Source organism: Methylobacterium sp. J-026 (assembly GCF_022829585.1).
In the GTDB taxonomy this organism is placed as follows: Bacteria; Pseudomonadota; Alphaproteobacteria; order Rhizobiales; family Beijerinckiaceae; genus Methylobacterium.
The window spans coordinates 1-26931 of the sequence record NZ_JAKSYC010000253.1 but is presented as its reverse complement, the minus strand read 5'-3'; the positions used below and the strand labels follow the sequence as shown (position 1 = coordinate 26931).

General features: G+C 70.2%; 20 protein-coding genes. 10 read left to right on the top strand and 10 right to left on the bottom strand.

The features are described 5' to 3' along the window. Positions 1-189 precede the first annotated feature (189 nt). The 3 genes from purH to MKK69_RS21875 all read right to left on the bottom strand — a co-directional run bounded on the left by purH (position 190) and on the right by MKK69_RS21875 (position 4692). Complete coding sequence (purH, locus tag MKK69_RS21885; protein WP_243971396.1) at positions 190-1788, bottom strand: bifunctional phosphoribosylaminoimidazolecarboxamide formyltransferase/IMP cyclohydrolase; 1599 nt, start codon at positions 1786-1788, stop codon at positions 190-192. A gap of 70 nt (positions 1789-1858) precedes the next feature. Beyond that, positions 1859-3607, bottom strand: coding sequence for a heparinase II/III family protein (locus MKK69_RS21880; RefSeq protein ID WP_243971394.1), 1749 nt, complete (start codon positions 3605-3607; stop codon positions 1859-1861). A 161-nt stretch (positions 3608-3768) separates the two neighbouring features. Next, the gene (locus tag MKK69_RS21875) at positions 3769-4692 is read right to left on the bottom strand and encodes a metal ABC transporter substrate-binding protein (protein WP_409564861.1); all 924 of its coding nucleotides are present in this window, start codon (positions 4690-4692) and stop codon (positions 3769-3771) included. A gap of 174 nt (positions 4693-4866) precedes the next feature. Here MKK69_RS21875 and MKK69_RS21870 point away from each other — a divergent pair, with 174 nt between their 5' ends. The 6 genes from MKK69_RS21870 to oxc all read left to right on the top strand — a co-directional run bounded on the left by MKK69_RS21870 (position 4867) and on the right by oxc (position 13637). Next, positions 4867-5406 (top strand): Spy/CpxP family protein refolding chaperone, encoded by a 540-nt coding sequence (locus MKK69_RS21870; RefSeq protein WP_243971392.1) that lies wholly within the window; start codon positions 4867-4869, stop codon positions 5404-5406. Between the two features lie 92 nt (positions 5407-5498). Continuing rightward, positions 5499-7259 carry an ABC transporter ATP-binding protein gene (locus MKK69_RS21865; protein WP_243971390.1) on the top strand — a complete coding sequence of 587 codons (1761 nt, stop codon included), beginning with the start codon at positions 5499-5501 and terminating at the stop codon, positions 7257-7259. Positions 7260-7350: 91 nt separating this feature from the next. Continuing rightward, the gene (locus MKK69_RS21860; protein ID WP_243971389.1) at positions 7351-8439 is read left to right on the top strand and encodes a branched-chain amino acid aminotransferase; all 1089 of its coding nucleotides are present in this window, start codon (positions 7351-7353) and stop codon (positions 8437-8439) included. Positions 8440-8616: 177 nt separating this feature from the next. Continuing rightward, entirely contained in the window at positions 8617-10422 is a 1806-nt protein-coding gene (locus MKK69_RS21855; RefSeq protein WP_243971387.1) for a zeta toxin family protein, read from the top strand. A gap of 131 nt (positions 10423-10553) precedes the next feature. After that, positions 10554-11843: an oxalate/formate MFS antiporter gene (oxlT, locus tag MKK69_RS21850; protein ID WP_243971385.1), complete on the top strand. Its 1290-nt coding sequence runs from the start codon at positions 10554-10556 to the stop codon at positions 11841-11843. Positions 11844-11891: 48 nt separating this feature from the next. Next, on the top strand, positions 11892-13637 hold the full coding sequence (gene oxc / locus MKK69_RS21845; RefSeq protein WP_243971383.1) for an oxalyl-CoA decarboxylase: 1746 nt from the start codon (positions 11892-11894) through the stop codon (positions 13635-13637). 523 nt (positions 13638-14160) lie between these two features. Here oxc and MKK69_RS21840 read toward each other — a convergent pair. The 3 genes from MKK69_RS21840 to MKK69_RS21830 all read right to left on the bottom strand — a co-directional run bounded on the left by MKK69_RS21840 (position 14161) and on the right by MKK69_RS21830 (position 17190). Continuing rightward, complete coding sequence (locus MKK69_RS21840) at positions 14161-15321, bottom strand: HPP family protein (RefSeq protein WP_243971381.1); 1161 nt, start codon at positions 15319-15321, stop codon at positions 14161-14163. An 80-nt stretch (positions 15322-15401) separates the two neighbouring features. Further along, a complete protein-coding gene (frc, locus tag MKK69_RS21835) occupies positions 15402-16652 on the bottom strand; it encodes a formyl-CoA transferase (RefSeq protein ID WP_243971379.1) in 1251 nt (416 codons plus the stop codon). Between the two features lie 64 nt (positions 16653-16716). Beyond that, positions 16717-17190, bottom strand: coding sequence for a PAS domain-containing protein (locus tag MKK69_RS21830; RefSeq protein WP_409564859.1), 474 nt, complete (start codon positions 17188-17190; stop codon positions 16717-16719). A 295-nt stretch (positions 17191-17485) separates the two neighbouring features. Here MKK69_RS21830 and MKK69_RS21825 point away from each other — a divergent pair, with 295 nt between their 5' ends. Continuing rightward, positions 17486-18139 carry an ABC transporter ATP-binding protein gene (locus MKK69_RS21825; protein WP_243971377.1) on the top strand — a complete coding sequence of 218 codons (654 nt, stop codon included), beginning with the start codon at positions 17486-17488 and terminating at the stop codon, positions 18137-18139. Positions 18140-18276: 137 nt separating this feature from the next. Then, entirely contained in the window at positions 18277-19518 is a 1242-nt protein-coding gene (locus MKK69_RS21820; protein WP_243971375.1) for a capsule biosynthesis protein, read from the top strand. Between the two features lie 28 nt (positions 19519-19546). Here the strand turns inward: MKK69_RS21820 and MKK69_RS21815 are convergent, their stop codons facing one another. Then, on the bottom strand, positions 19547-20137 hold the full coding sequence (locus tag MKK69_RS21815; protein WP_243971373.1) for a hypothetical protein: 591 nt from the start codon (positions 20135-20137) through the stop codon (positions 19547-19549). A 246-nt stretch (positions 20138-20383) separates the two neighbouring features. Between MKK69_RS21815 and flhA the strand changes: the two genes are divergently transcribed. Next, the gene (flhA, locus tag MKK69_RS21810; RefSeq protein WP_243971371.1) at positions 20384-22531 is read left to right on the top strand and encodes a flagellar biosynthesis protein FlhA; all 2148 of its coding nucleotides are present in this window, start codon (positions 20384-20386) and stop codon (positions 22529-22531) included. Positions 22532-22804: 273 nt separating this feature from the next. Here flhA and MKK69_RS21805 read toward each other — a convergent pair whose 3' ends face one another. The 3 genes from MKK69_RS21805 to fliI all read right to left on the bottom strand — a co-directional run bounded on the left by MKK69_RS21805 (position 22805) and on the right by fliI (position 25839). After that, on the bottom strand, positions 22805-23872 hold the full coding sequence (locus tag MKK69_RS21805) for a lysylphosphatidylglycerol synthase domain-containing protein (RefSeq protein WP_243971370.1): 1068 nt from the start codon (positions 23870-23872) through the stop codon (positions 22805-22807). A 145-nt stretch (positions 23873-24017) separates the two neighbouring features. After that, on the bottom strand, positions 24018-24425 hold the full coding sequence (fliJ, locus tag MKK69_RS21800; protein ID WP_243971368.1) for a flagellar export protein FliJ: 408 nt from the start codon (positions 24423-24425) through the stop codon (positions 24018-24020). 61 nt (positions 24426-24486) lie between these two features. Then, positions 24487-25839 (bottom strand): flagellar protein export ATPase FliI, encoded by a 1353-nt coding sequence (fliI, locus tag MKK69_RS21795; RefSeq protein WP_243971365.1) that lies wholly within the window; start codon positions 25837-25839, stop codon positions 24487-24489. A gap of 421 nt (positions 25840-26260) precedes the next feature. On the opposite strand from fliI, the gene ctrA reads away from it, so the two are divergent. Beyond that, the coding region (ctrA, locus tag MKK69_RS21790; RefSeq protein ID WP_243971363.1) for a response regulator transcription factor CtrA at positions 26261-26931 on the top strand (671 nt) is incomplete at its 3' end.

Genomic DNA, 26931 nt, shown 5'->3' with positions numbered 1-26931 from the left:
CGCCCGCGGTCCTGCATCCGTTAGCGGCGCTGCTCCACCGATCTCGGGGGATCCTTAACGGCTCCGCCACCACGCCGCGGTCGCCATCGGGCCCCGCCGCGATCACGTCCGACGGGTCCGACGGCCGGGAATACCGCGCGCCGTCGAACGCGTCCGATGCCGTGAAGGGTCGACGGAGGTGGTGCCGCGTCAGTGCCGGAAGTGGCGGTGGCCCGTGAAGACCATCGCCAGGCCGGCCTCATCGGCCGCCGCGATCACGTCCGCATCGCGCATCGAGCCGCCGGGCTGGATCACCGCCGTCGCCCCCGCCTCGGCCGCCGCCATCAGACCGTCGGCGAAGGGGAAGAACGCGTCGGACGCGACCACGGACCCGACCGCGAGGCTCTCGGACCGTCCCAGGCGCTTGGCACCCTCGGCGGCCTTCCAGGCGGCGATGCGCGAGGAATCGACCCGCGACATCTGGCCGGCGCCGATCCCGACCGTGGCGCCGCCCTTCGCGTACACGATGGCGTTGGACTTCACGTGCTTGGCGACCCGGTAGGCGAACCGGAGATCGGCGAGTTCCGCCGCGCTGGGCGCCCGCCGGGAGACGACCTGAAGCGGCATGTCGTCGACCACGGCCGCGTCCCGGCCCTGGACCAGCAATCCGCCGGATAGGGTCCGGACCGTCTCGCCCGGCGCCCGCGTATCGGGCAGGCCGCCGGCCAGGAGCAGGCGCAGGTTCTTCTTGCCCGCGACGATCGCCGCGGCCTCCGGGGTGGCGTCCGGCGCGATGATCACCTCGGTGAAGATCTCGACGATCCTCTCCGCCGCCGCCGCGTCCAGGGTCCGGTTCAGCGCCACGATGCCGCCGAAGGCGGAGGTCGGGTCGCAGGCGAGCGCCCGCTCGTAGGCTTCGAGCAGGCTCGCGCCCTCGGCGACGCCGCATGGGTTGGCGTGCTTGATGATCGCCACCGCGGCCGCGCGCGCGGATTCGAACTCGGCGACGCATTCGTAGGCGGCGTCCGTGTCGTTGAAGTTGTTGTAGGACAGGTCCTTGCCCTGGAGCTGGCGGGCGGTCGCCACGCCGGCGCGGGGCTTGCCCGGGGCCCGGTAGAAGGCCGCCGCCTGGTGCGGATTCTCGCCGTAGCGCAGACCCTGCGCCAGGGCGCCCCCGAAGGCGCGGAACGGCGCCGGCTCGTCCGCGCCGAAGCGGCCGGCCATCCAGTTGGCGATGGCGGCGTCGTAGGCCGCCGTGCGCGCGAAGGCCTTCTGGGCGAGGCGGCGCCGGAGGTCGGCCCCGATCGCGCCGTCGTTCGTCTCCAGGGCGGCGAGCACGCCGGCATAGTCCGAGACATCCGTGACGACGGCCACGTCCGCGTGGTTCTTGGCCGCCGCGCGGATCATCGCCGGCCCGCCGACATCGATGTTCTCGATGCAGTCGGCATCGGGCCTGTCGGCCGCGATCGTCGCCTCGAACGGATAGAGATTGACCACCAGGAGATCGATCGCCCCGATCCCGTGGGCCGCGAGGGCGGCTTGGTGCTCCGGGTTGTCGCGGATCGCCAGCAGGCCGCCATGCACCGCCGGGTGCAGGGTCTTGACCCGGCCGTCCATCATCTCGGGAAAGCCGGTCAGGTCGGCGACTTCCGTCACCGGCAGGCCGGCCTCCCGCAGCGCCCGATGGGTGCCCCCCGTCGAGACCAGCGCGATGCCGCGGGCATGCAGCGCGCGGGCGAAGTCGACGAGGCCGGCCTTGTCGGAGACCGAGAGGAGCGCGCGGGAGACCCGCACCTGATCGTGCGCCATGGTTTCGTGCCGGATGTTCGAGATTTTTGAGCGCGGTAGCATGGAAACGGGGAACCGGGCCAGACACGCGTCAGGCCGGCGCGACCCCTCGCAACGGCGCCGAGGCCCGGCGCTCGAAGCTCCAGCGCACCTCGACATCCTCCGACACGCTGAGATGGAGGACGATCTGGTCGGTGCGGCGGGCGCCGGTGAGGCCCGAGAAATACACGCTCTCCTCCAGGGCGATCTCGACGTTCTCCGCGCGGAACACCCAGATCTCACCGAGGGCCGAGGCCAGTTCGAGTCCCTCCGGCACCCCGCGTACGGCGATGCCGGGGTGGAGGTGGAAGCGGATGGCCACGTCGTGCGGGCGTCGGCGGGCCCGGCCTCCCGCCTTGCCCTGGCGCAGGAACGCGTCCCGGCCCTCCAGGAGCGCCGCGGCGGCGAAGAGCTGCCAGCGCCGCTCGTGGACGATTCCGAATTCCGGCCCGAATCCGTTGTGCCGGGCCGCCAGCATGACGCTGTCGGCCTCCTCGGCCTGTTCGGCCGCGACCGCGGTCGGGCCGCTCAGGACCACCGGGCCGCGCCGCCGGATCAGCCAATCGGCCAGCTGGCGCTCGCCCCACCAGCCGTCGCGGGTGAGGAACCGGCACGAGGAGGTGCGAGCCACGGAGGCGGTGGAATGCGCCGCGGTGGAACGGGCCAGGAGGCGCAGGTCCGGCCCGCTCGCCGGCAGGCCGCAATTGACCACGATGCGCTGCGGTCCGCTCGACATCTCGAAGGCGAGGCAGCCGGCCCCGGCATTGACCGAGTACGGGAGCGGCGGGCTCGCGCCGACATCGGCCACGATCACGACCCGGCCGCCCTCCAGGCGCTCGTAGCCCGAATTCGGCGCGTGCATCAGCGGCCGGGCGAGCGCGCCGTCATAGACCAGCAGGGTCGCGAGATGGTCGGCGTCGGTGGCGCCCATGCCGTTGAAATGGCTGAGCGAGGCGTCCGGATGGCGCAGCAGCCGCAGCAGCGGCAGCATCCGGTCGATCGCGCGCAGGAGCGCCAGCGGCGGCTCAACGCTCCGGCTCAGGTAGCTCTGGCGCAGGGGCAGCAGGTCGAGGAGCAGCTCCATGGCGAAGCGCGGATCGCGCGAGCGGTGGCCGCCATCGGTCAGGATCTGCCGGTCGAGCTCCCGCGACAGGATCCGGGTCGCCCGGCGCAGGATCGGCTGGATCCCGTCGCAGCACAGGCCGGCGTAGCAGAGCGCTACGGCGGCGTTCAGGCGCCATTGCGGCGGCACCCCCCGGCGCAGGTCGCGCTCGAGCTGCTGGGCGTTGCGGCCGATGGCCTTGAGGAAGTTCTGGTAGAAGGCGTGGTCCGCGCCCTCCAGCACGAGCGGCGACTGGCACAGGAACGAGATCAGCCGCCGCGCCGCCACCGGCGTCTGGCGGGCCAGCGCCGGATCGCCCCGCCCGGCGATGAAGTCGGCCACGAAGGCGCGGGCATTGGCCCGGGCCAGCGCCGTGTCGGCGGCGCGCAGGTGGCGCAGCCAGCCGAAGCCGTAGAGCTCGTCGGCCCATTCCGGCGAGGGCGGCGCGTAATCGAAGGGCGAGCCGCCGCTCGCCGCCAGCGACCGGCCGGCGAAGACGAACAGGCCGGCATAGATGTCGTCCGCGAAGGTCGCGTCGGAGGTGCGCAGGTCCTGGGGCGCGATCACCAGACCCGTGACCCGCATCCGGGCGAGGATGTCGGGGGATGCCGTGAGGCTTGCGCCGGCCGCGCGGATCGCGCGCACGGCCTCGCGCGCGAGGAGCCGATAGAAGCGCCAGCGGTCAGGCCCCCAAGCCACGCGATCTCCGAGCTGCGCGATTCTCACAAGGCCCCACGGCCCTGAGCCCTCGCGGACGAGGATCGGCTGGCACCCGTTGCGTAAGGCTAGAAGAGGCCTCTTAACCGGCGGTTTACGCTATGTCATGTCGGACGCCCCGAAGGCGAACCAGAGCCCGGACCTCAGCCGGGCGTCAGGGCCGCCGCGAAGGCCCGCAGGTTCGCGCGCATCAGGTCGAGATAGGTCGGCGCCGGGCCGTCCGGACCGGAGAGCGCGTCGGAATAGACCTTGCCGCCAAGGCGGGCGCCGCTCTCCCGGGCGATCTGCTCCATCTGGCGCGGGTCGCTGATGTTCTCCAGGAACACCGCCGGCACGCGGTCCCGGCGGATCTGCCGGATGATCGCGGCCACGTCCCGGGGGCTCGCCTCACTGTCGGTGGAGACGCCCTGCGGCGCCACGAAGCGCAGGCCGTAGGCCGCGGCGAAATACCCGAAGGCGTCGTGGGTGGTGGTGATCCGGCGGCGCTCCGGCGGGATGCCGGCGATCGTGGCGCGCAGGTCCCGCTCCAGGGCGTCGAGCTTGACGATATAGGCGGCGGCGGCCTCCCGGTAGGCGGCGGCATGGGCCGGATCGACCGTCGCGAGGCCGTCCCGGATGTTGGCGACATAGATCCGCACGTTGGGGACGTTCTGCCAGGCATGCGGGTCGACGGCCTGGTCGCCGTGGCCGCCCTCACCCTGCGCGTGCTCGTCCCGGGCGGGGATGGGCGTCACCCCCGTGGAGGCGACCACCACCGGCGCCCGGGTGCCCGAGGCCCGGATCAGCCGGTCGAGCCAACCCTCCAGCCCCAGACCGTTCACGACGACGATGTCAGCCTCAGCGAGCTTGCGCGCGTCGGCCGGGGTCGGGCTGAAGCCGTGGACGTCGGAATCCGGCCCGACCAGAGTGGTCACCGTCACGTGCCCGCCGCCGACCTGCCGGACGAGGTCGCCGAGGATCGAGAAGCTGGCCACCGCCCGGACCGGCCTCCCCTCCGGCGCCGCCCGGGCCGGGACGGCGAGGCCGAGGATCGCGAAGCCCACCGCCGCCTGGACCAAGGTCCGGATCGTTCCCGCCGCCCGCCGCACCGCCCCACTCCCTGAACTGTTCCGATCCGGTCTGCCACTAGTGTAACAGTGTTACATACACAAGCGGGATACACGACCGGGGTCTGATGGCCGGCGTCGGGCACCGCGGCCAGTTCGGCCTGGCGGCGTCCGGAGCGTGAGACGGAGGTTTCCATGTCCCGACGTTTGAGAGCCGCGATCCTCGTCACCGGGGCCCTCGGCCTGGGCCTGGCGGGCGCGGCCGCCGCCCGCGACCACGGCCCCGAGGGCTTCCGCGGGCATGGGCGCTGGAGCGCCCTCAGCCCCGAGGATCGGGCGGCGTTCACGGATGCCCGCATCGCCGCCCTGCATGCCGGCCTGACGCTCAATCCCGACCAGGAGAAGCTGTGGCCGCCGGTGGAATCGGCGATCCGCGACATGGCCAAGCTGCGCCAGCAGCGCCGCGACGCGATGCGCGACCAGCCGAAATTCCGCGACGACGCCCCGGCGGCCCTCCGGGCGATGGCCGATGCCGCATCGGCCCGCGGCGAGGCCCTGCGCAAGCTCGCCGACGCGTCGCAGCCGCTCTACGCCAGCCTCGATCAGGACCAGAAGCGGCGGGCGATGATCCTCGCCCGGCCGATGGGCCCGATGGGCGGTCACGGCATGCGGGGCGGGTGGCACCACGACCACGACCACGACGACGAGCACGGACGGGGCGGCGACGGGCGCTGACCGAAGGCCTTGATCCGCGGCGGCTGCGGCGGCACACCGCTGCCGCGGCGCCTCCCGTGTGCGGGCGGCCCTGGTCCGACCCCGTAGGTTTCATGGCGCGCCTTCCCGGCGACACGGCTCCCCTCCTCGTCCGGCTCTGGCGCACGTGGCTGTTTCCGCACCGGGCGACGCTGGCCGTGGTGCTGGTGCTGATCGCGCTGGTGGGTGCCTCGACCGGGCTCTATCCGGCGCTGATCAAGGCCGCCTTCGACGCCTTCGACCGCAAGGACGCAGCCGCTATCGCCTACGGGCCGCTGGTGGTGATCGTGGTCACCGCGCTGCGCGGCTTCGCCCTCTACGGCCAGACGGTGCTGACCAACCGGGTGGTCACGCGGGTCGAGGCCGACATGCAGGCGGCGCTCTACGGCCACCTGATCGAGTCCGATCTTGCCCAGCTCGGCCGCGAGAGCCCGGCGGCGCTGACCCAGCGCTTCACCACGGACTTCGCCTTCATCAAGGAGGCGCTCACCCGCATCTCGACGGTGCTCCTGCGCGACATCGCCATGCTGATCGGCCTCGTGGCGGCGCTGCTCTGGATGGATCCGGTGCTGACGCTGATCGCCGGCGTCACGGTCCCGTTCGTGGCGGGGCCGATCGGGCGGATCGGCCGGAAGCTCCGGCGGGTCTCGACCTCGACCCAGGAGCAGATGGGCGCCACCGCCAGCCTGATCTCCGAGAGCCTGCAGGGCGCGCGCGTCGCCAAGACCTACGCGATGGAGAGCTACCTCAAGGCCCGCGCCGCCGCGGCCCTCGACGAGGTGCGCCGGCTCAAGATGAAGGCCGCCAATGCCCGGGGCCGCCTCGATCCGCTCCTGGAGATCGGCGGCGGCATCGCGGTGGCGGGGGTGCTGGTTCTGGTCGGGCAGCGGGTGCTGGCGGGGGAGAAGACGGTCGGCGACTTCACCGGCTACGTAGCGGCCCTGCTGCTGGCGGCCCAGCCGGCCCGGGCGCTGGGCAATCTCAACGCCATCCTGCAGGAGGCGGCGGCCGCGCTCCGGCGCTACTTCGACGTGATGGACGAGGCCGCCTCCATCCGCGAGGCTCCGGGCGCCCCGCCGCTGGCCGTGACCGACGGGGCGATCCGCTTCGAGGCCGTGCAGTTCCGCTACCGGCCCGACGCCCCGGCCCTGGAGGGCATCGACCTTGCGGTGCGGGCCGGGTCGGTGACGGCGCTCGTCGGGCGCTCGGGGTCCGGGAAATCCTCGCTGCTCAACCTCGTCCCGCGGCTCTACGACGTGACCGCCGGCCGCGTGACCATCGACGGCCAGGATGTCCGGGACGTCACCCTGGCCTCCCTGCGCGCGGCGGTGGCGGTGGTCTCGCAGGACGTGGTCCTGTTCGACGACACGATCGCTGCCAATATCGGTTTCGGCCGCCCCGGGGCCGCCCCGGCGGAGATCGAGGCGGCGGCGCGGGCGGCGGCGGCGCACGAGTTCGTCACGGCCCTGCCGGAGGGCTACGCGTTCCGGGTCGGACCCGGCGGCGGACGCCTCTCGGGGGGCGAGCGGCAGCGCGTGGCGCTGGCCCGCGCCTTCCTGAAAGACGCGCCGATCCTGCTCCTCGACGAGGCGACCTCGGCCCTCGATTCCGAATCGGAGCGTCTGGTGCAGGAGGCGCTGACCCGGCTGATGCGCGGCCGCACCACCCTGGTGATCGCCCACCGGCTCTCGACGGTGCGCGACGCCGATCAGATCGCCGTGATGGAGGCCGGCCGCGTGATCGAGACCGGCCGGCACGACGACCTGATCGCGGCCGCGGGCACCTATGCGCGATTGCACCGCCTGCAGCTGTCGGAGCCCGCGACGGCGGCGTGAGCCGCACCCGCGGCGACGCCGTCATGCGCCGGCTCCGTAGATTCGCGCGCCGGAGCGCGCCATAAGAGCCGCAGCCGATGAGGATGAGACCGTGAGCGACCTGACGTTCGACATCAAGAGTCACCCCGCCCCGCGGACCGCCGAGGAGCGGGCCGCGTTGATGGCGAATCCCGGTTTCGGCAAGGTGTTCACCGACCACATGGTCGTGGCGCGCTATGCGGCCGGGCGCGGCTGGTCCGATGTCCGGATCCAGGCGCGCGAGGCGATTCCCCTCGATCCGGCCGCCGCGGTGCTGCACTACGCGCAGGAGATCTTCGAGGGTCTCAAGGCCTACCGGACCGCCGATGGCGGCGCCGCCCTGTTCCGGCCCGAGGCCAACGCCCTGCGCTTCCGCCGTTCGGCCGAGCGCATGGCGATGGCGCCCTTCCCCGAGGACGCCTTCGTGGAGGCGATGCGCCGGCTGGTCGAGATCGACCGCGCCTGGATCCCCGACACCCCCGACGGCAGCCTCTACCTGCGGCCGTTCATGATCGCATCCGAGGCGTTCCTCGGCGTGAAGCCGGCCTCGGAATACCTGTTCGTGACGATCGCCTCGGCGGTGGGCTCGTACTTCAAGGATCCGACCGGCACCGTCACGGTCTGGATCTCCGAGCATTTCACCCGCGCCGCCCCCGGTGGCACCGGGGCCGCCAAGTGCGGCGGCAACTACGCGGCGAGCCTCGCGGCGCAGTCGGAGGCCGCCGCCCAGGGCTGCGAGCAGGTGGTGTTCCTCGACGCGGCCGAGCGCCGCTTCATCGAGGAACTGGGCGGTATGAACGTGTTCTTCGTGTTCGGGGACGGTACCCTGGTCACGCCGCCGCTCTCGGACAGCATCCTGCCCGGCATCACCCGGGATTCGGTGATCACCCTCGCACGGGAAGCCGGGATGACCGTCCGGGAGGAGCCCTACACGATCGACGCGTGGCGCGCCGACGTGCGGGAGGGCCGCCTGACCGAGGCCTTCGCCTGCGGCACCGCCGCGGTGATCACGCCGATCGGCACGGTGAAAGGCCGGGAGGAGAGCTTCACCATCGGGAGCGGCAAGGCCGGACCGGTGGCGCAGCGGCTGCGGAATCTCCTGGTCGATATCCAGCGGGGCAATTCCAATGATGCCCATGGCTGGTTCCAGAAGATCTTTTAGGGTTTCGCGGCGGTTCGCAGGGGCGTCGGGCGGGGCGGAATGGCGCGCCCGCCCCCTCGCTGGGGGCTACCGGATGCCCACATCGTCGACGAACGAGGGCAGCGGCCGGATGCACGCGCAGCTCCGGCGGCGATGCGTGAACATCGTAGCCCGCAGAGGGGCGAGGGAAACGCGCGGATGACCGGCGCGGCGGCCCCCCTTCCGGAATCGTCCGCCGGACCGTGGAACCCGGGCGTCCAATCGGATCTGCCGGCCGCCTTCCTGCCGCTGATCACCGTTTACCGGCCTGAGCACGTCGAGACGCCACTGCGCGATGCCCTGGAACTCAGCGACCTGTGCGGGCTGCCGGCCCGGCAGCTCGTGCGGTTCAGGGCCAGCCGCCTCGTCGTCCACGAGGTCCTGATCCGGGTCATGTCGGACCTGTCCGTGTCGGTGGGGGCGGTCTACGCCGATCTCGGGGTGAACTTCCGGGCGATCGTCGCCACGATCCTGCGCGAAGGGATCGAGCCCCGCCTCGGCGCGGTCGAGGCGACCCTGGCGGAGATCCGCGCCGCGGCCGACGCGGTGCTCGCCCGCGCGATCGCCGCGATCCTGGACGACCGCCCAACCCCCGCCCCGCCCGAGCCGGGCTGGCTCGATCGCCTTCTCGGCCGGCGCCCGGTCCCCGCCGCAGCGCCGCGCGAGGACCCCGCGACCCGGGCCCTGCGCCACCTCGAATCCTGGCAGCGGCGGGTCGCGGAGTCCGGCGACGGCCTGGAGATCGCCGCCTGCGAGGCCCTGCGCACCGTGGTGTCCGGTCTCATCGCCCGACAGAACACCCTGATTCGCGATGCATCCCTGCTGCGGAGCCTCGCCGGGACGCTGGTCTCGAACGGCTACGGCAGCCGCCGCATCGGCGAGCAGATCGAACCCTGGATCGCCGGGGTGGTGGAGGCGCGCGGCTACCGCCGGCTGGCGCCGCAGGACCATCCGGTGGTGATGAACGTCAAGGGCGCCTCGGCCTCCGGCAAGAGCACGATCCGGCCCTACCAGCTGGCCCTCGCCAGGCGTCTCGGCATGGCCTGGTCCGACTTCGCAGTGATCACCCCGGACGTCTGGCGCAAGTACCTCCTCGACTACGACAGCCTCGGCGGGGCCCATCGCTACGCCGGCACCCTGACGGGCTACGAGGTCGAGATCATCGACATGAAGCTCGACCGCTACGTCACCCGCAAGGCGGCGGAGGGGCGGATCTCCAATTTGCTGATCGACCGGTTCCGGTTCGACAGCTTCCAGGCCGAGGCCGGCTCGGACGGCGGCGGCCAGCTGCTCACCCGGTTCGGCGACCGGGTCTACCTGCAGTTCATGGTCACGCCCCCGGCCGACACCGTGGAGCGCGCCTGGAAGCGGGGCGAGCTGTTCGGCCGCTACAAGGCCGTGGAGGACCTGCTCGCCCACAATGTCGAGGCCTATACCGGCATGCCGCGCCTGTTCTTCAACTGGGCGCTGGCCCGGGACAAGCAGGTGGTCTGCGAGTTCCTCGACAACAGCGTTCCGCTGGGGCAGCGCCCGCGCACCATCGCGTTCTGGGCCGGCGGGATCCTCAACATCCTGGACGTGAAGGGGCTGATCGACATCGACCGGTTCCGCAAGGTCGACATCTTCGCCCGCGGCCCCGATACGGTCTTTGCGGGCGCCGACCTGTCGGCGGCGGCCAACACGGCGTTCCTGCAGGCCTGCCTGAGCCGGATGGCGTCGATCCGCTTCGTCCAGGCCGGGACCGGGCGGGCGATCCTGCGCCTCGACCGCGGCCGGATCGTCGGACTGGACCGTGACGCCCTGGCGGTTTCGGACGCGGGGCCGGACTGGGCGGCGGCCCGTCCATTGCTTGGCATTCCAGCCGACGCCGCGTCGATTCCTCACCTCGACGAGACGCTGGACCCGGCCGACCACCCGACGCTGGGGGCATGGGGGCGGATTACCCAAGCCACGCAACCGGAATAATATCGCCGCCCTGACAGTTCGCCCCGACCGTCGCATGCTGGTATATTGCATACCTAAAGGGGATGTGCATGATCTGCGACGTACGAGACGGGCCACCGCAAGGCCGCGCCGCCCACGAGAGAGGCTCAGGGATGGAACGCCAGGATTCGCCTGCGGCGAAATGGTGGCAGCTCGCCTTCGGCGTGATCTGCATGGCCATGATCGCCAACCTTCAATACGGTTGGACCTTGTTCGTCGACCCGATCGATCAGCGGTATCACTGGGGCCGCGCGGCGATCCAGCTCGCCTTCACCCTGTTCGTCGCCACCGAGACCTGGCTGGTCCCGGTCGAGGCCTGGTTCGTTGACCGCTACGGCCCGAAGCTCGTGGTCGCCTTCGGCGGCGTGATGATCGCCCTCGCCTGGACGATCGATGCCTATGCCGACAGCCTGTTCCTGCTCTATCTCGGAGCCGTGACCGCCGGCATCGGCGCCGGCTCGGTCTACGGCACCTGCGTGGGCAACGCCCTCAAGTGGTTCCCGCACCGGCGCGGCCTCGCGGCGGGCGCCACCGCGGCGGGCTTCGGCGCGGGCGCGGCCATCACGGTGGTGCCGATCGCCCGGATGATCGCCACGAGCGGCTATCAGGACGCCTTCCTGTATTTCGGCCTCGGCCAGGGAGCGGTGGTTCTCGCCATCGCCTTCCTGCTGCGCAAGCCGGCCACCGCCGCCCCGATCCAGCGCAAGAGCCTGCGGCTGCCGCAGACCAAGGTCGACCGCACACCCCGCGAGGCGGTGCGCACCCCCGTCTTCTGGGTCATGTACGCGATGTTCGTGATGGTCGCCTCCGGCGGCCTGATGGCGGCGGCGCAGATCGCGCCCATCGCCCACGACTTCCAGGTGGCCGGCGTCCCGGTGAGCCTGTTCGGCCTCCAGATGGCGGCGCTGACCCTGGCGATCTCCCTGGACCGGATCTTCGACGGGTTCGGGCGGCCGTTCTTCGGGTTCGTCTCCGACCATATCGGCCGTGAGAACACGATGTTCATCGCCTTCTCGACCGCGGCGCTCGCGGTGATCGTGCTCCTGACCTACGGGCACAACCCGATGGTGTTCGTCTTCGCCACGGCGGTGTATTTCGGGGTGTTCGGCGAGATCTACTCGCTGTTCCCCGCGACCTGCGGCGACACGTTCGGCTCCAAATACGCCGCCAGCAATGCCGGCCTGCTCTACACCGCCAAGGGCACCGCGGCGTTCCTCGTCCCCTTCGCCAGCCTGCTCTCGGCGGCCTATGGCTGGTCGGCGGTGTTCACGCTGATCATCGTGCTCAACGTCACGGCGGCGGCCCTGGCCATGTTCCTGCTCCGCCCGATGCGCGCCCGCTACCTCGCCGAGGCGGAGCCCCTCGCGGCGCTCGCAACGCCCCAACCGATCCGGGCGGCCTGAGCGGCCCCGGCCCAGCCCACACCGAAACCGAACCTCCGGAGATCCCCGATGACCGCTGTGGCCAAGATCGTCCACACCAACCCCGAGGTGGAGGCCGAGCCGGATCTCACCGACGGCTTCCACCTCGTCATCGACGCGCTCAAGCTCAACGGCATCGAGACGATCTACGGCGTCCCGGGCATCCCGATCACCGATCTCGGCCGCATGGCCCAGGCCGAGGGGATGCGGGTCATCTCGTTCCGGCACGAGCAGCATGCCGGCAACGCGGCGGCGATCGCGGGCTTCCTCACCCGGAAGCCGGGCATCTGCCTCACGGTCTCGGCCCCGGGCTTCCTGAACGGCCTCACGGCCCTCGCCAACGCCACCACCAACTGCTTCCCGATGATCCTGATCTCGGGTTCCTCCGAGCGCGAGATCGTCGACCTGCAGCAGGGCGACTACGAGGAGATGGACCAGCTCGCCATCGCCAAGCCCCTGTGCAAGGCGGCCTTCCGGGTGCTTCACGCGGCCGATATCGGCATCGGCGTGGCACGCGCCATCCGCGCGGCCTGCTCGGGCCGGCCCGGCGGCGTCTATCTCGACCTGCCGGCCAAGCTGTTCTCCCAGGTGCTGGACGCCGAGGCCGGCCTGAAGTCCCTGGTCAAGGTGATCGATCCGGCCCCGGCGCAGCGCCCCGCCCCCGAGGCGATCGAGCGGGCGCTCGCGGTCCTGAAAGCCGCCCGCCGGCCGCTGATCGTGCTCGGCAAGGGCGCCGCCTACGCGCAGGCCGACGACGCGATCCGGGCGCTGGTGGAGACCAGCGGCATCCCCTACGTGCCGATGAGCATGGCCAAAGGCCTCCTGCCCGACACGCACCCGCTCTCGGCCGGAGCGGCGCGCTCCACGGCACTGAAGGACTCGGACGTGGTGCTGCTGATCGGCGCCCGGCTGAACTGGCTGCTGTCGCACGGCAAGGGCAAGAGCTGGGGCGAGCCGGGCTCGACCAAGTTCATCCAGATCGACATCGAGCCCCGCGAGATGGATTCGAACGTCGAGATCGTGGCCCCCGTGGTCGGCGACATCGCCTCCTGCGTGCAGGCGCTCCTCGACGGCATGGGCAGGGGCTGGCAGCAGCCCCCGGCCGACTGGATCGCGACGCTCAATGCCAAGCGCGAGGCGAACATCGCCAAGATGGCCCCGAAGCTCATGAGCAACGCCTCGCCCATGACCTTCCACGCCGCGCTCGGGGCGCTCCGAACCATCGTGAAGGAGCGCCCGGACGCGATCCTGGTCAACGAGGGCGCCAACACCCTCGATCTCGCCCGGGGCATCATCGACATGTACCAGCCGCGCAAGCGACTCGATGTCGGCACCTGGGGCATCATGGGCATCGGCATGGGCTTCGCCGTCGCGGCGGCTGTCGAGACCGGCAAGCCGGTCCTGTGCGTGGAGGGCGACAGCGCCTTCGGCTTCTCCGGCATGGAGGTCGAGACGATCTGCCGGTACGGGCTGCCGGTCTGCATCGTGGTGTTCAACAACAACGGCATCTACCGCGGCACCGACACCGACCCGACCGGCCGGGATCCCGCCACGACCGTCTTCGTGCCGGATTCCCGCTACGACCGGATGATGGAGGCCTTCGGCGGCACCGGCTACCACGTCACCACGCCGGACGAACTGACACGGGCGGTCAACGCGACGATGGATTCGGGCCGGCCGGCTCTCATCAACGCCGTGATCGACCCGGCGGCCGGCAGCGAGAGCGGCAACATCGGCAGCCTCAACCCGCAGAGCGGGATCAAGAAGAAGAAGTGAGGTACGGCCGGTTCGGGAATGCCCCTCCAACGGAGGCGCACGCCCGCCCTCCCTTTTGCGGGCTACGATACTTCACGCATCGCTGGCCCAGAGGCTCTCTCCTCCCCCTTGCGGGGAGGCGTTGGCGGTGGGGGTGGTCCCGGACGACGCGCGGCGGTGCCTTCTGCACCACCCCCACCCCTGGCCCCTCCCCGCAAGGGGGAGGGGAAAAGCGCTTTTTTTCCATGATGTTGATGTCAGACTGCGAAGCGTGAGTCCGGTAGCTTCTGCGGGGAAAAGTGGCCCCCGAAAGGGGTCGCCCGTTGCCCCTATCCGGACGCGATCTGTGAACGGCGTAGCCCGGGCGGGAGGGGGTTGGGATCAGGTCTCGTCCCTCACCCGGCTCTCTGCGACAGCAGACCTCTCCCGCCCGGGGGAGGATGTCAGAGGTCTCCGGAAGAACGGACCACACGCCGACCAGCCCGCCGTAGTGGCGCAGGCGGTATCGTTCCTCCTGGCGGAGCCGCCCGACAGCGCCTGAGCCTCAGGCCGGGGCGGTCTGGGCCGGAGCGCGTGCGGCCCCTGCCTCGGCCAGGAGCGCCGGGATGAGATCCGTCTGCGACACGATCCCGACGAGCCGGCCATCGGCACCGACCACCGGAAGGTGGTGGAGGCCCGCCTCCGAGAGCCGCAGCACGAGTTCGCCGGCGGGCATGTCCGGGCGGACGGGCTCGACCGGGCTCATGATGTCGGCGGCGCAGCCATGGGGCGCCCTGCCCCGCTCGGCGGTGAGCCGCAGCCGCCGACCCCAGCCGAGGCGCGGTCCCGCCCGGTCCCAGGCTGCCTTGTCGAGGAGGTCGGTCTGGGTGACGATCCCGAGCACCCGGGCGCCCTCGTCGGTGACCGGCAGCGCCTTGATTCGGTGGTGGCGCAGCAGCCGCAGCGCCTCGCCGAGCGGCGCGTCGGGCGCCACCGCGATCACGTCGCGCGACATGATCGCCGCGCAGGTGATCGACCCGGAGCGGCGGCCATAGACCCGCATCTGCACCCGCCGCAGGATCTGCTCCAGGTCGCTCCGGTCGACATCGAGCACCTGGTCGAAATCCTCCAGCGCCGCATCGAGGTCGGCGGCCCGGAACCCGACCCGGGCGTCGGAGGGCGGGTCGGCGGTCCGGGGGCCGGCCAGGCGCTGATGCGGGTAGGCGCGTCCGGTCAGGTTGTTGAACAGCAGGGCGGCGATGAGCAGCAGCAGCGAGTTCGCCGCCACCGGCCAGAGCACGAAGCCATAGCCGAGCGCGCGGATCCCCGGGCCGCCGAGCACCGCCGTCAGCGCGACGGCCCCGCTCGGGGGATGCAGGCAGCGCAGGGCCATCATCAGGGCGATCGCCACCCCGATGGCGCAGGAGGCCGCGACGAACGGGTCGGGGATCCACGAGGCCGCCGTGACGCCGACCAGGGCCGCCACGACGTTGCCGCCGAGGATCGACCAGGGCTGCGCCAGCGGGCTCGCCGGGACCGCGAACAGCAGCACCGCCGAGGCGCCCATCGGGGCGATCAGGATCGGCAGCGCCTCCGAGCCGACCGCGGCCCGGCAGACGAGGCCCGTCGCCAGGATCCCCACCAGGGCGCCCGCGGCGGCGCGCAGGCGCTCGCGCCGGCTGACCGGGCTCAGCTCCGGCAGGAAACGGCTCAGGAACAGGCGCATCGATCCGCGGCTCGCACAGCGACAGGATGGCGCGGGCCGCGCCGCCCTGTCTCAGGATAGCAGAGGTCGGAGGGTCTCGGTCAGACCGCCCGGGCCTCGTGCATGGCCCGGATCTGGTCCGGCGTGTAGCCGAGGCCCTGCAGCACCTCGTCGGTATGCTCGCCCAGCAGCGGCGAGGCCTTCACCTCCACGCTCATGTCGGAGAACTTGATCGGGCTTCCGACGGTCAGGTACGAGCCGAGCTTCGGGTGCGGGACCTCGACCACGGTGCCGCTGGCGCGCAGGGACTTGTCCTCGGCGATCTCCTTCATCGACAGCACCGGCGCGCAGGGGATGTCGTAGGTGCGCAGGATGTCGACGGCCTCGAACTTGGTCTTGTCCGCGAGCCACTCCTCGATGGTCTTGAAGATGTCGAAGATCTTGTCCTGCCGGGCGCGGGCGGTGTCGTAGCCGGGATCGGTGATCCACTCCTCACGGCCGAGCACCTTGCAGATCGGCGCCCAGGCATGGCCCTGGATGGTGAAGTAGATGTAGGCGTTCGGGTCGGTCTCCCAGCCCTTGCACTTGAGCACCCAGCCCGGCTGGCCACCGCCGCCCGCGTTGCCGCCCCGCGGCACCACGTCCGAAAATTCGCCGTGGGGGTATTGCGGATATTCCTCGAGGTAGCCGAGCGCGTCGAGGCGCTGCTGGTCGCGCAGCTTGACCCGGCAGAGGTTGATCACCGAATCCTGCATCGATACGGCGACTTTCTGGCCGGTGCCGGACTTGTTCTTGTGGTGGAGCGCCGTGAGGATGCCGATGGCCAGGTGCATGCCGGTGTTGGAATCACCCAGAGCCGCGGCGCTGACGGTGGGCGGCCCGTCCCAGAAGCCGGTGGTCGAGGCGGCGCCGCCGGCGCATTGCGCGACGTTCTCGTAGACCTTCAGATCCTCGTAGTGGTGGCCGTCCGAGAAGCCCTTCACGGAGGCGAGGATCATGCCCGGGTTCAGCGCCTGGATCCGCGCCCAGGAGAAGCCCATCCGGTCGAGCGCGCCAGGGCCGAAATTCTCGACCATGACGTCGGAATCCTTGATCAGCTTCTCCAGAACCTCCTTGCCGGCCTGGGTCTTGGTATCCAGGGTGAGCGAGCGCTTGTTGGAGTTAAGCATCGTGAAGTAGAGGGCATCCGCGTCCTCGACGTGGCGCAGCTGCGTGCGGGTGACGTCGCCGGAGCCGGGGCGCTCGACCTTGATGACGTCGGCCCCGAACCACGCCAGCAACTGCGTGCAGGCGGGCCCCGCCTGGACGTGCGTGAAGTCGATGATCTTGATCCCGTCCAGCGGCTTGCTCATGGGGCGTTCTCCCTGTCGGTGATGGCAGTTTCGGTGATGGCGGCCCCGGGCGGCCCGCCGGGACTCAGGAGGCCCGGTCCGGTCGATCCGATGCGGCTTCGAGTTCGGCCACGCGCTGGCGCAGCTGCTTCTCCGCGGTCCAGCGCTCGGTCTCGTCGCGGATCACCGCGACGATTCCCGTGATCCGGTCGGACGCGTCGCGCACCATCCCCACCGTGAAGGCGATGGAGAGCTGGCTCCCGTCCTTGTGGATCGCCGGCACCCTCAGGGTCTCCGCCCCGTAGCGGGTGATGCCGGTCTGCATCGTCTTCGCGTAGCCGTCCCAGTGACGGCGGCGGTGCCGCTCGGGCGTGATCAGGTCCAGGGTCCGGCCCAGAGCCTCCGCGGCGGCGAAGCCGAAGATCCGCTCGGCCGCCGGGTTCCAGACCGTGATCGCACCCTCCGGGTCGGCCACCACCACGGCGTCCCCGATGGCGGAGACGAACCGGGCGACGTCGGACGAGGCACCGGCTCGCATGCGGGTCTCCGCGTCGGACATGGACGACCTTTCTCCCTCTGCCTGGAGTTAAAGTTCCAGATCGTCGGCCCAGCACCGCTGATCTGCGGCCGGCCCGCTGGTATTTGGTATGCCATATGCCGGAATGCGTCAATGACGCGGCCACGAGCTGCACTTTCATGCTGGCCCGTTCTGTAGCCCGTCTGTTCGGAGAGGGGCCTCGGGGTGGCCGTCCGGGTCGGGCGCGTTCTCAGATTTGCCGCTTTCGGCGGGCAGGAGCGCGCCCATCCGACAGCTCGGACCGGCGGTTCGGCGATCCGCTCTGGAGACCACCCCGGTGATCCGATTCGAGAAAGTCAGCAAGGTCTACCGGACGGACGGTCACAAGCGGACCATCCTGGAACACGCGTCGTTCACCCTGAAGCCGGGCGTCTCCTACGGGATCCTCGGCATCAACGGCGCCGGCAAGTCGACCACGATGCGGCTGATCGCCGGGACCGAGGACCCGACCCGGGGCAAGATCCACCGCGGCCTGCGGGTCTCGTGGCCGCTCGGCTTCGCGGGCGGGTTCCACCCGAAGATGACCGGCCGCGACAACGTCATGTTCGTGGCCCGGATCTACGGGGAGGATCCGCGGAAGGTTTTGGAATTCGTCGAGGACTTCTCGGAGCTCGGCAGCTACCTGGACGTGCCGATCTACACCTACTCGTCGGGCATGGGCGCGCGCCTGGCCTTCGGGATGAGCATGGCGATCCCGTTCGACTGCTACCTGATCGACGAGATCACCTCGGTCGGCGACGCCCGATTCTCCAAGCGCTGCGACGAGGTCTTCTCCCAGCGCCGCAAGCATGCCGACGTCATCATGGTCTCGCACTCCATGGAGGTGATCCGGCAATGGTGCTCGCAGGGCCTCGTGCTGCTCAACGGCCGCGCGATCATCTACGAGGACGTCAACGACGCCATCGAGGTCTATCGGCGCCTGAACGCGTGAGCCGGGACGTGGCGCGGCCGTAAAGACATGCTTTTGCCGTCTCCGCGTGGGACAGGCTTCGGACGCGTGCGCTGCGGCCCGGTCGAGAGCCTCGGCGGGGGTCGACCTTCGAGGCCGGGGAGGCCGGGAATCAAGCCATGAACATGGAGATCCGGAAAGCCGAGGGGCAGCCGGTCACGACTGCGGCCCGCCAGCAGGCGATCACCGAGTCGCTGCGCCAGATCGCCCGCATGTCGCGCTTCGCCGACCGCAAGAAGGGCATCCGTTCCTACCAGAGCCACGTCAAAAACGATCCCTGGGTCCCGGTTCTGTTCGCGCTGTGCTTCGTGCTGCCGGCGCTGGCCGGGGCGGTCTATTACGGATTGATCGCCTCGGACCGGTACGTCACCGAAGCGCGGTTCGCGATCCGGCCGGCCATCGGCACGGCCGACAAGGCGACCCCGGATTCGGTCGGGACCAGTTCGGGCGTGCCGAGCCAGATGGTGGCTCAGGACACGATGATCACCCACGAATACATCCTGAGCCGGCCGATGCTGGAGACGCTCGAGGCGCAGCTGCCCCTGCGCGAGTGGTTCGGCAACGAGGGCATCGATTATTTCTCGCGCTTCGACCCGAACAAGCCGATCGAGAAGTTCCTTCGCTACTGGAAACGGCGCGTCGATATCGAGATCGAGCCCGGATCCGGGATCATGGCGGTCAGCGTCCAGGCGTTCGACCCGGATCAGTCCCTCGTCATCACCAAGGCCGTCATGAAGGAGGCCGAGCGGATGGTGAACGACCTCAGCGTCAAGGCGCGTGAGGATGCGGTGGCCGAGAGCACCCGCGAGCTGAAGCTCGCCGAAGAGCGGATGACCAAGATCCGCGTCGCAATGCGGGACCTGCGCAACCGCGAGGGCGTGCTCGACGCGCAGAAGTCGAACGAAGTCAATCTGAAGATGGTGGCCGAACTGCGCGCGGCCCGCATCAACCTCGCGGTCCAGCTCGCCATCGGCCAGCGCGACCTCGGGCCGGAATCCCGCCGGATCATCGACATCAAGCAGCAGATCCGGGATCTCGACGACAACATCAACCGGATCGAGCGGCAATCCGCCAGCCAGGATCCGGAGCAGAAGCGCCTGCTCTCGGACGCGCTGACGCGGTTCGAGGCGCTCGAGAACGATCGCAAGAACGCCGAGAAGTACTATCAGCAGGTGCTGACCGCCTACGAGCGCGCCCGCATCGTCGCATCCCGGCAGATCGAGTTCTTCAGCCCGATCGTGGAGCCAGTCCGGGCCGAATCCTCGACCGAGCCGCGCCGGATGCTGATGATCAGCCTCGTCACTGCGGGCGCCGCGGTCCTGTTCGCGGCGGCGATGTTTGCCCGCAAGATGATGTCCTGACGGTCCGCCCCCGGGACCGGCGGACGGTTCAGGCCGGGATGTCGGACCGGCCGGCCGCCGGACCGACGGTTCCGCCGGTCCAGCCCTGCGACCGCCAGCCGTCAGCACGCTCGTCGAGATCGATCGAGCCCGCCTGATCCAGGATGGTCAGCACATGGTCGGCCCGGGAATCCTCGACCCGGACCGTCACCAGGGTGCCGCCCCGTCGTACGCCCTCGGCGTAGGTCTCGGCCTCGCCCTCGCTCAACCCCGCCCCGGTGAGACCGCCGATCAGCCCTCCGGCGGCGGCCCCGACGCCGGCGGCGGTGACGGTCGCCACGAGCCAGCCCGCGGCCACGACCGGGCCGAGGCCGGGGATGGCGAGAAGCCCGAGGCCGGCGAGCAAACCCGCACCGCCGCCGAGCACGGTCCCGACCGTCGCGCCGGTGCCGGCGGAATCCACTGCCTCGACCGGTTCATGCGCCTTGTCGATCGGCGGCAGCGCGGTGGCGCCGGGCTCGCCCCGGTTCGAGATAATGCTGATGTCGGCGTGGGGGATGCCGGCCGCCTCCATCTGATCCACCGCCCGGGCAGCGGCCTCGTAATCATCGAACAGAGCGGTCAGAGCGCGCGCGGCCATGGAAGTCTCCCGAGTCGACGGGCCGTGGGCCCGGATGCTCGGCGACGGCACCGCCGGTCGGTGCAGCCCGGGATTGGTCCCGCAGTCCCGTGCGGTGCGATCGCCGACCGATCAAGCGGCGGGGCCGCACCGGGTTCCCGTCCTGCGCCGCGACCGCCTTAACGGACCGCTAACCATCCGCCCGGCAGATCTTGCCGGGTCCGTCGCGCGGGATGCATCCGCGGCGGAGGGCGATGGGTGGGATCGATGGCGGAGACGGCGATCGCGCCGGCACGAACGGGCGTCGCAGCGATGCTGGGACAGTTCGCGCTGCCCACCCGCGGCGACATGCAGGCCCTGTCGAAGCGCTCGGACCTCCTGTTCGCCACCGGCGTGCTGGGGATCCTCGCGGTCCTGATCTTCCCGCTGCCGGCCATGCTGCTCGACCTGCTGCTGGCGGTCTCGATCATCACCTCGGTCCTGATCATGATGACCGGCCTGTCCATCGACAACCCTCTGGAATTCACGGTCTTCCCGACCCTGCTGCTCATCGCGACGATGCTGCGGCTGGCCCTCAATCTCGCCTCGACCCGCCTGATCCTCGGCCACGGCCACGAGGGCACGGCTGCGGCGGGCCAGGTGATCGAGGCCTTCGGCCACTTCGTGATGGGCGGCAATTTCGTCATCGGGATCATCGTGTTCGCGATCCTGATCATCGTGAACTTCGTCGTCATCACGAAGGGCTCGGGCCGCATCGCCGAGGTCGCGGCCCGCTTCACCCTCGATGCGATGCCCGGCAAGCAGATGGCCATCGACGCCGATCTGTCGGCGGGGCTGATCGACGAGAAGGCCGCCAAGGCCCGGCGCGCGGCGCTGGAGGAGGAATCGTCCTTCTTCGGCGCCATGGACGGTGCCTCGAAATTCGTCCGCGGCGACGCGATGGCGGCCCTGATGATCACCTTCATCAACGTCGTGGGCGGCATCATCATCGGGGTGGCGCAGCAGGGCCTGAGCTTCGGGGAGGCGGCCAAGAGCTACACGCTGCTGACCATCGGCGACGGCCTGGCCAGCCAAGTCCCGGCCCTGATCGTCTCCACGGCCGCGGGCCTCCTCGTCTCAAAGGCCGGCGTGAAGGGCGCGGCCGACAAGGCGCTCGGCAAGCAGCTCGCGCATTATCCGAAGGCGCTCGGCATGTCGGCGGCCGTGATGCTGCTGATCGCCCTGCTGCCCGGGATGCCGATGCTGCCATTCCTCCTGCTCGGCGGGGGCGCGGGCTACGCCGCGTGGCGGATCAGCAAGACCGCCAAGGAGGCACCGCCCGTCGACGCGGAGGGCGTCCCGATCGACGCCAAGGCGGTCGCGGCCGCGGCGGCCGCCAAGGAGGAGACGGTCACCGACCTCTTGAAGCTCGACGACCTGAAGCTCGAGATGGGCTACGCCCTCCTCGCCCTGGTCAACGGCGAGGGACAGGACCGGCTGACCGATCAGATCAAGGCCCTGCGCCGGCAGCTCGCGGCGGAACTGGGCTTCGTGATGCCGTCCGTGCGCATCCTCGACAACGTCCAGCTCGACGCCAACACCTACGTGGTCCGGGTAAAGGAGATCGAGGCCGGCACCGGCCGGATCTTCCCGGGCCAATTCATGGCGATGGACCCGATGGGCGGGCAGGTGCAGCTGCCGGGCCAGCACATGCTGGAGCCGACCTTTGGCCTGCCGGCGACCTGGATCGACGCCTCGCTCCGCGACCAGGCCCAGCTCAAGGGCTACACGGTGGTGGACGCCGCCACGGTGGTCTCGACGCACCTCACGGAGGTGATCAAGGCGCATGTCTCCGAACTCCTCAACCACGTCGAGGTCTCGAAGCTGCTGCGCGAATTGCCCAAGGAGCATGCCGAGCTGCTCAAGGAGATCGTACCGTCGCAGATCTCCACCACCGGAATCCAGCGGGTGCTGCAGTTCCTGCTGGCCGAGCGCGTCTCGATCCGGGATCTCGGCGCGATCGTCGAGGCGGTCGCGGAGGTGGCGGGCGGCGTGAAGAACCCCCGCGACGTGGTCGAGCACGTCCGCGCCCGGCTCGGCCGCCAGATCTGCGCCCAGTACCAGGATCAGAACGGCACCTTGCCGATCATCACCCTGTCGCCGGCCTGGGAGCAGGCCTTCCTGGACGCAATCGTCGGCGAGCGGGAGGAACGCTACCTCGCGATGCAGCCCTCGAAGCTCAGCGAATTCGTCACGGCGGTGCGCGACCGCTTCGAGACGGCGGCCCGCCAGGGCGAGATGCCGGTCCTGGTCACCTCGGGCCAGACCCGGCCCTTCGTGCGCTCGATCATCGAGCGGTTCCGCCGGGAAACCCCGGTGATGAGCCAGGCCGAGATCCATCCGCGGGCGCGGCTGCGGACGGTGAACTCGATCTGAGTGGACCGCAGGGGGCGGTGGGGCATTCCCCTGCGCCGGGCAGCGCTGCGCTGCTTCTTCGACGTTCCGGCTCGGGGCGAACCGCGGCCGGACCCGCGCCTCACCTTCCGAGCTGCGGGCTACCGGCGCCACAGATCGGGTTTGGGATCATTGCCCGGTCGAAAGGTGTTGCGGTTCAGAACCGATTTGCACCCTCCCCCTCCGCGGGGGGCAGAGACGCGGAGCCCGCCCGTCCTCGTCGTCCACGACGGTGGACGCGCCCGGCCGCCGGCCTCACACCGCCTTCTGCTTGAGCTCCCGCTCCAGCTCGTGGGCGTCGAGGCCGGGGATGGTGACGGGCGGCTCCGGCACCGGGGTCGCCTTCTGTCCCTGCGCGGCGGTGCCGATGGCCGCGGCCAGCCGCGAGCGCTCGAAGGCGATCACCACGATCACCGAGATCAGGGCCGGGATCCAGAAATAGAAGATCCGGAAGATGATCACCGCCGCGATGATCGCATCCTTCTGGGCCTCGTCGGTGATGTGCATCGCGGTGATGAACACGATCTCGAACACGCCGAGGCCGCCCGGGGCATGCGAGGCCAGGGCCACCGAGAACGAGGCCAGGAAGATCGCGAGCACCGGGATGAAGCCGGGATTCATCGCATCCGGCAGGGCGAAGTAAATGATGCCCGCCGCGCCGAGCAGTTCGAGCGGCGCGGCCAGGAGCTGCCGGGCCATGATGCCCGGGCGGGGATATTCGAGCTTGAAGGCGCGGATATGCAGGGGCCGCAGGCGCAGGATCGAGCCGATCACGTACAGCCCGACGAAGCCCAGCATGCCGATGCCGACGATCAGCGCGGCCTTGGGATCGGTCAGGAAGCCCGGCAGCTTGCCGTCGAGCCGCGATAGCAGGTTCGGGTCGACCACCAGGGTGAAGCCGCCGAGCAGGACCGTGCCGAGGAAGAACGTGAAGGAGCACAGGGCGACCAGGACGGCGACCTGGGCCGCCGTCAGCCCCTTGGCCGTGTAGGCCCGGTAGCGCACCAGGGCGCCGGAGAAGACCGAGGCGCCGATATTGTGCGAGAGCGCGTAGGTCGTGAAGGAACAGAGCGAGACGAACTGCCACGAGATGTGGCGCACCCCCAGATGCAGCAGCGCGATCCGGTCGTACCAGGCCAGGGCCGCGTAGGCGACCAGGGTCGAGAACGCCGCCAGCACGATCCGATGCGGCGGGATCGCGAGGATCGCGGCCCAGATCGCCGCAAGGGATGTAGTCTTCAATTCCTGGTAGAGGAAGTAACCCGACACGACGACGGCGGCGAGGCCGATGACCGGCCAGATGAACTCGCTGATCTTCTTCATGAACACCGACGCCCCGGGGAGTGCCCCTGATGCGCCGTCATGCGACGCCCTGCAAGCGGCGTGACGCCACCGTGGAACCCCCTTGTCAGGGGATCATGACGGTTTCGTGCCGCGCGCACGGTCAAGCCCGCCGCCGCGACCCGCCTCAGCCCCGGGCGCGGTTCAGCCCGATCCCGTCCATCGCGGCCTGATCGCGGACCGATTCGGCCACCCGCTCGGCGGTGCGCTCGCGATCGTTGAGGATCTCGACCTTCTTCAGTTCCTCGAAGGCCTCGCCGAGCTCGGCCTTGGCTTCGGCGAGCTGGCCCTCCAGCGCCTGGGCGGACTGGCGCATGTTGTCCCGGCGGGTGGCCGCCGCGCGGGCATAGGTCGGGTAGGCGAAATGACCGACATCGGTGATGCCGGCGCGGGCCTCCTCAACGGAGACCTCGCGGTCGAGCTCCACCGCCATCCGCTGGAAGTCGGCCATCATCATCTCGATCTGGGTCACGCGACGGCGCTTCTCGTCGACCTGGAAGCGGCGCAAGCGGATCAGCGTGTCACGCGATTTCATCTGGACGCTCACTCCACGCAACGCTCAAGGCCCCGCCCGGGATCGCGCCCGGCCCGTGCCCCTAGGCCCCGCCGACGATCTGGCCGAGCCGTGCGTAACCATCGCCGATGGACGTTGCTTCTTCCTTACTTTGCCCCAGAAAAGCCTCAAGGTGCGGCATGAGCGCCACGGCCTCGTCGACCTCCTGCGAGGAGCCGGCGCGGTAGGCGCCCAGGCGGATCAGCTCCTCCATGTCGGCATAGGTGGACAGCACCCGGCGGGCCCGGCGGACCACCGGCAGATAGGCCGGATCGCAGGAGCGCGGCATGGTCCGCGAGACCGAGCGCAGCACGTTGATCGCCGGGTAGCGCCCGCGCTCGGCGATGGCCCGCTCCATGACGATGTGGCCGTCGAGGATACCGCGGACGGCGTCGGCCACGGGCTCATTGTGATCGTCGCCCTCGACCAGGACGGTGAACAGCGCCGAGATCGTCCCCTGCCCCACCCCGGGCCCGGCCCGTTCGAGCAGGCGCGGCAGTTCCGAGAAGACCGTCGGGGTGTAGCCCTTGGCGGTGGGCGGCTCCCCCGCCGCGAGGCCGATGTCGCGCTGGGCCATGGCGAAGCGCGTGATCGAGTCGATCATGCACAGGACCTTGGCGCCCTGATCGCGGAAATACTCGGCGATCGAGAGGGTCGCGTAGGCGGCGTTGCGGCGCATGAGCGCCGGCTCGTCGGAGGTGGCCACCACCACGACCGAGCGGGCCAGCCCGGCGGCGCCGAGATCGTCCTGGAGAAACTCCTGGACCTCGCGGCCGCGCTCGCCGACGAGGCCGATCACCGCCACGTCGGCGGCTGTGTAGCGGGCGAGCATCGAGAGCAGCACCGACTTTCCGACGCCGGAGCCCGCGAAGATGCCCATCCGCTGACCGGCGCACATGGTCAGGAAGGTGTTGATGCACCGGACGCCGAGATCCAGCGGCGGCCCGACCCGGCTGCGGGCGTGCGCGGGGGGCGGATCGGCCCGCAGGGCGTAGACGTCCGGCCCCTGCGGGAGGGGCCCGATCCCGTCCACCGGCCGCCCCAGGGCGTCGACCACCCGGCCCAGCCAGCCGCCGGAGGGGCGGATCGCGCCGGCCGATTCATCGCGCACATAGGCCGGGCAGCCGCGGCGGACGCCCTCCAGGGATCCGAACGGCATGGCGAGCGCCCGGTCGCCCTGGAAGCCGATGATCTCGCAGGGCACCAGCCCGTGGCCGTTCGCCCCCTCCACGTCGATCCGGCCGCCGAGCCGCATGGCGGCGACCGGTCCGGCGACCTCCACGAGGAGGCCGCGGATCGCCACGACCCGGCCGAAGGTCTCCAGCACCTCGACACGGTCCAGGGCCGCCCGCGCCGCCGCCAGCGAAGAGACGGATCTTGCCGAATCCTGTGTCATGAGCCGCGCTCTCAACGCTTCGTTTACCGGCCTCCTTAACACTGCGCTGGACGGGCACGTAGCGGCTCGATCCGGCGGTGTTCGACGGCCAAGCTCGACGAAAAGTCGGGCCCCTGTGTCCGGTGAACCACAGGTCTGAGCGAAGCGTTGCGTGAGAAGTACTTACACCGCCAGGGCGGATGCCCTGGCCGCGAACGGGGTGGAATCACGGCCGTGAACAGGGCCGGAGGAGCAACATTCCTCCGGTCAAACGCGCGGATCCGGGAACGAGCCGCTTGCGGGTGGGAATCAGGTTTTGTTAACGATTAATCCATAGCGTTCCACGTCAAGAGCGACGGAGCGCCCGTCCACAGGCCGGTGGCGGGCGAACGGTGGGGACGTGTCTGCGCGCTGATGCGGCCGGCTGGGCTGGGGACCGACGATGCGGGTACTTTTGATCGAGGACGACAGCGCGACCGCGCAGAGCATCGAGTTGATGCTCAAGTCCGAGAACTTCAACACCTACACCACCGACCTGGGTGAGGAAGGGATCGATCTCGGCAAGCTCTACGATTACGACATCATCCTCCTCGATCTGAACCTGCCCGACATGTCGGGCTACGAGGTGCTGCGCAACCTGCGGGTGGCGAAGGTCAAGACGCCGATCCTGATCCTGTCCGGCATGGCCGGCATCGAGGACAAGGTGAAGGGTCTGGGCTTCGGGGCGGACGACTACCTCACCAAGCCGTTCCACAAGGACGAGCTGGTCGCCCGCATCCACGCCATCGTGCGCCGCTCGAAGGGCCACGCCCAGTCGGTGATCACCACCGGCGACCTGATCGTGAACCTCGACCAGAAGACCGTCGAGGTCGGCGGCGCCCGGGTGCACCTGACCGGCAAGGAGTACCAGATGCTGGAACTCCTCTCCCTTCGGAAGGGCACGACGCTCACCAAGGAGATGTTCCTCAACCATCTCTACGGCGGCATGGACGAGCCCGAGCTGAAGATCATCGACGTGTTCATCTGCAAGCTGCGTAAGAAGCTCGCCAACGCCAGCCAGGGCAAGAACTACATCGAAACCGTCTGGGGCCGCGGCTACGTGCTGCGCGAGCC

What these genes read in the sequence shown, in the direction of transcription:
- MKK69_RS21855 (WP_243971387.1), top strand. Translation starts at nt 8,617, where the DNA reads ATGACCGGCGCGGCGGCCCCCCTTCCGGAATCGTCCGCCGGACCGTGG.
- MKK69_RS21870 (WP_243971392.1), top strand. Translation starts at nt 4,867, where the DNA reads ATGTCCCGACGTTTGAGAGCCGCGATCCTCGTCACCGGGGCCCTCGGC.
- frc (WP_243971379.1), bottom strand. Translation starts at nt 16,652, where the DNA reads ATGAGCAAGCCGCTGGACGGGATCAAGATCATCGACTTCACGCACGTC.
- flhA (WP_243971371.1), top strand. Translation starts at nt 20,384, where the DNA reads ATGGCGGAGACGGCGATCGCGCCGGCACGAACGGGCGTCGCAGCGATG.
- MKK69_RS21805 (WP_243971370.1), bottom strand. Translation starts at nt 23,872, where the DNA reads ATGAAGAAGATCAGCGAGTTCATCTGGCCGGTCATCGGCCTCGCCGCC.
- MKK69_RS21830 (WP_409564859.1), bottom strand. Translation starts at nt 17,190, where the DNA reads ATGTCCGACGCGGAGACCCGCATGCGAGCCGGTGCCTCGTCCGACGTC.
- fliI (WP_243971365.1), bottom strand. Translation starts at nt 25,839, where the DNA reads ATGACACAGGATTCGGCAAGATCCGTCTCTTCGCTGGCGGCGGCGCGG.
- oxlT (WP_243971385.1), top strand. Translation starts at nt 10,554, where the DNA reads ATGGAACGCCAGGATTCGCCTGCGGCGAAATGGTGGCAGCTCGCCTTC.
- oxc (WP_243971383.1), top strand. Translation starts at nt 11,892, where the DNA reads ATGACCGCTGTGGCCAAGATCGTCCACACCAACCCCGAGGTGGAGGCC.
- MKK69_RS21815 (WP_243971373.1), bottom strand. Translation starts at nt 20,137, where the DNA reads ATGGCCGCGCGCGCTCTGACCGCTCTGTTCGATGATTACGAGGCCGCT.
- fliJ (WP_243971368.1), bottom strand. Translation starts at nt 24,425, where the DNA reads ATGAAATCGCGTGACACGCTGATCCGCTTGCGCCGCTTCCAGGTCGAC.
- MKK69_RS21865 (WP_243971390.1), top strand. Translation starts at nt 5,499, where the DNA reads ATGGCGCGCCTTCCCGGCGACACGGCTCCCCTCCTCGTCCGGCTCTGG.
- MKK69_RS21820 (WP_243971375.1), top strand. Translation starts at nt 18,277, where the DNA reads ATGAACATGGAGATCCGGAAAGCCGAGGGGCAGCCGGTCACGACTGCG.
- MKK69_RS21840 (WP_243971381.1), bottom strand. Translation starts at nt 15,321, where the DNA reads ATGCGCCTGTTCCTGAGCCGTTTCCTGCCGGAGCTGAGCCCGGTCAGC.
- purH (WP_243971396.1), bottom strand. Translation starts at nt 1,788, where the DNA reads ATGGCGCACGATCAGGTGCGGGTCTCCCGCGCGCTCCTCTCGGTCTCC.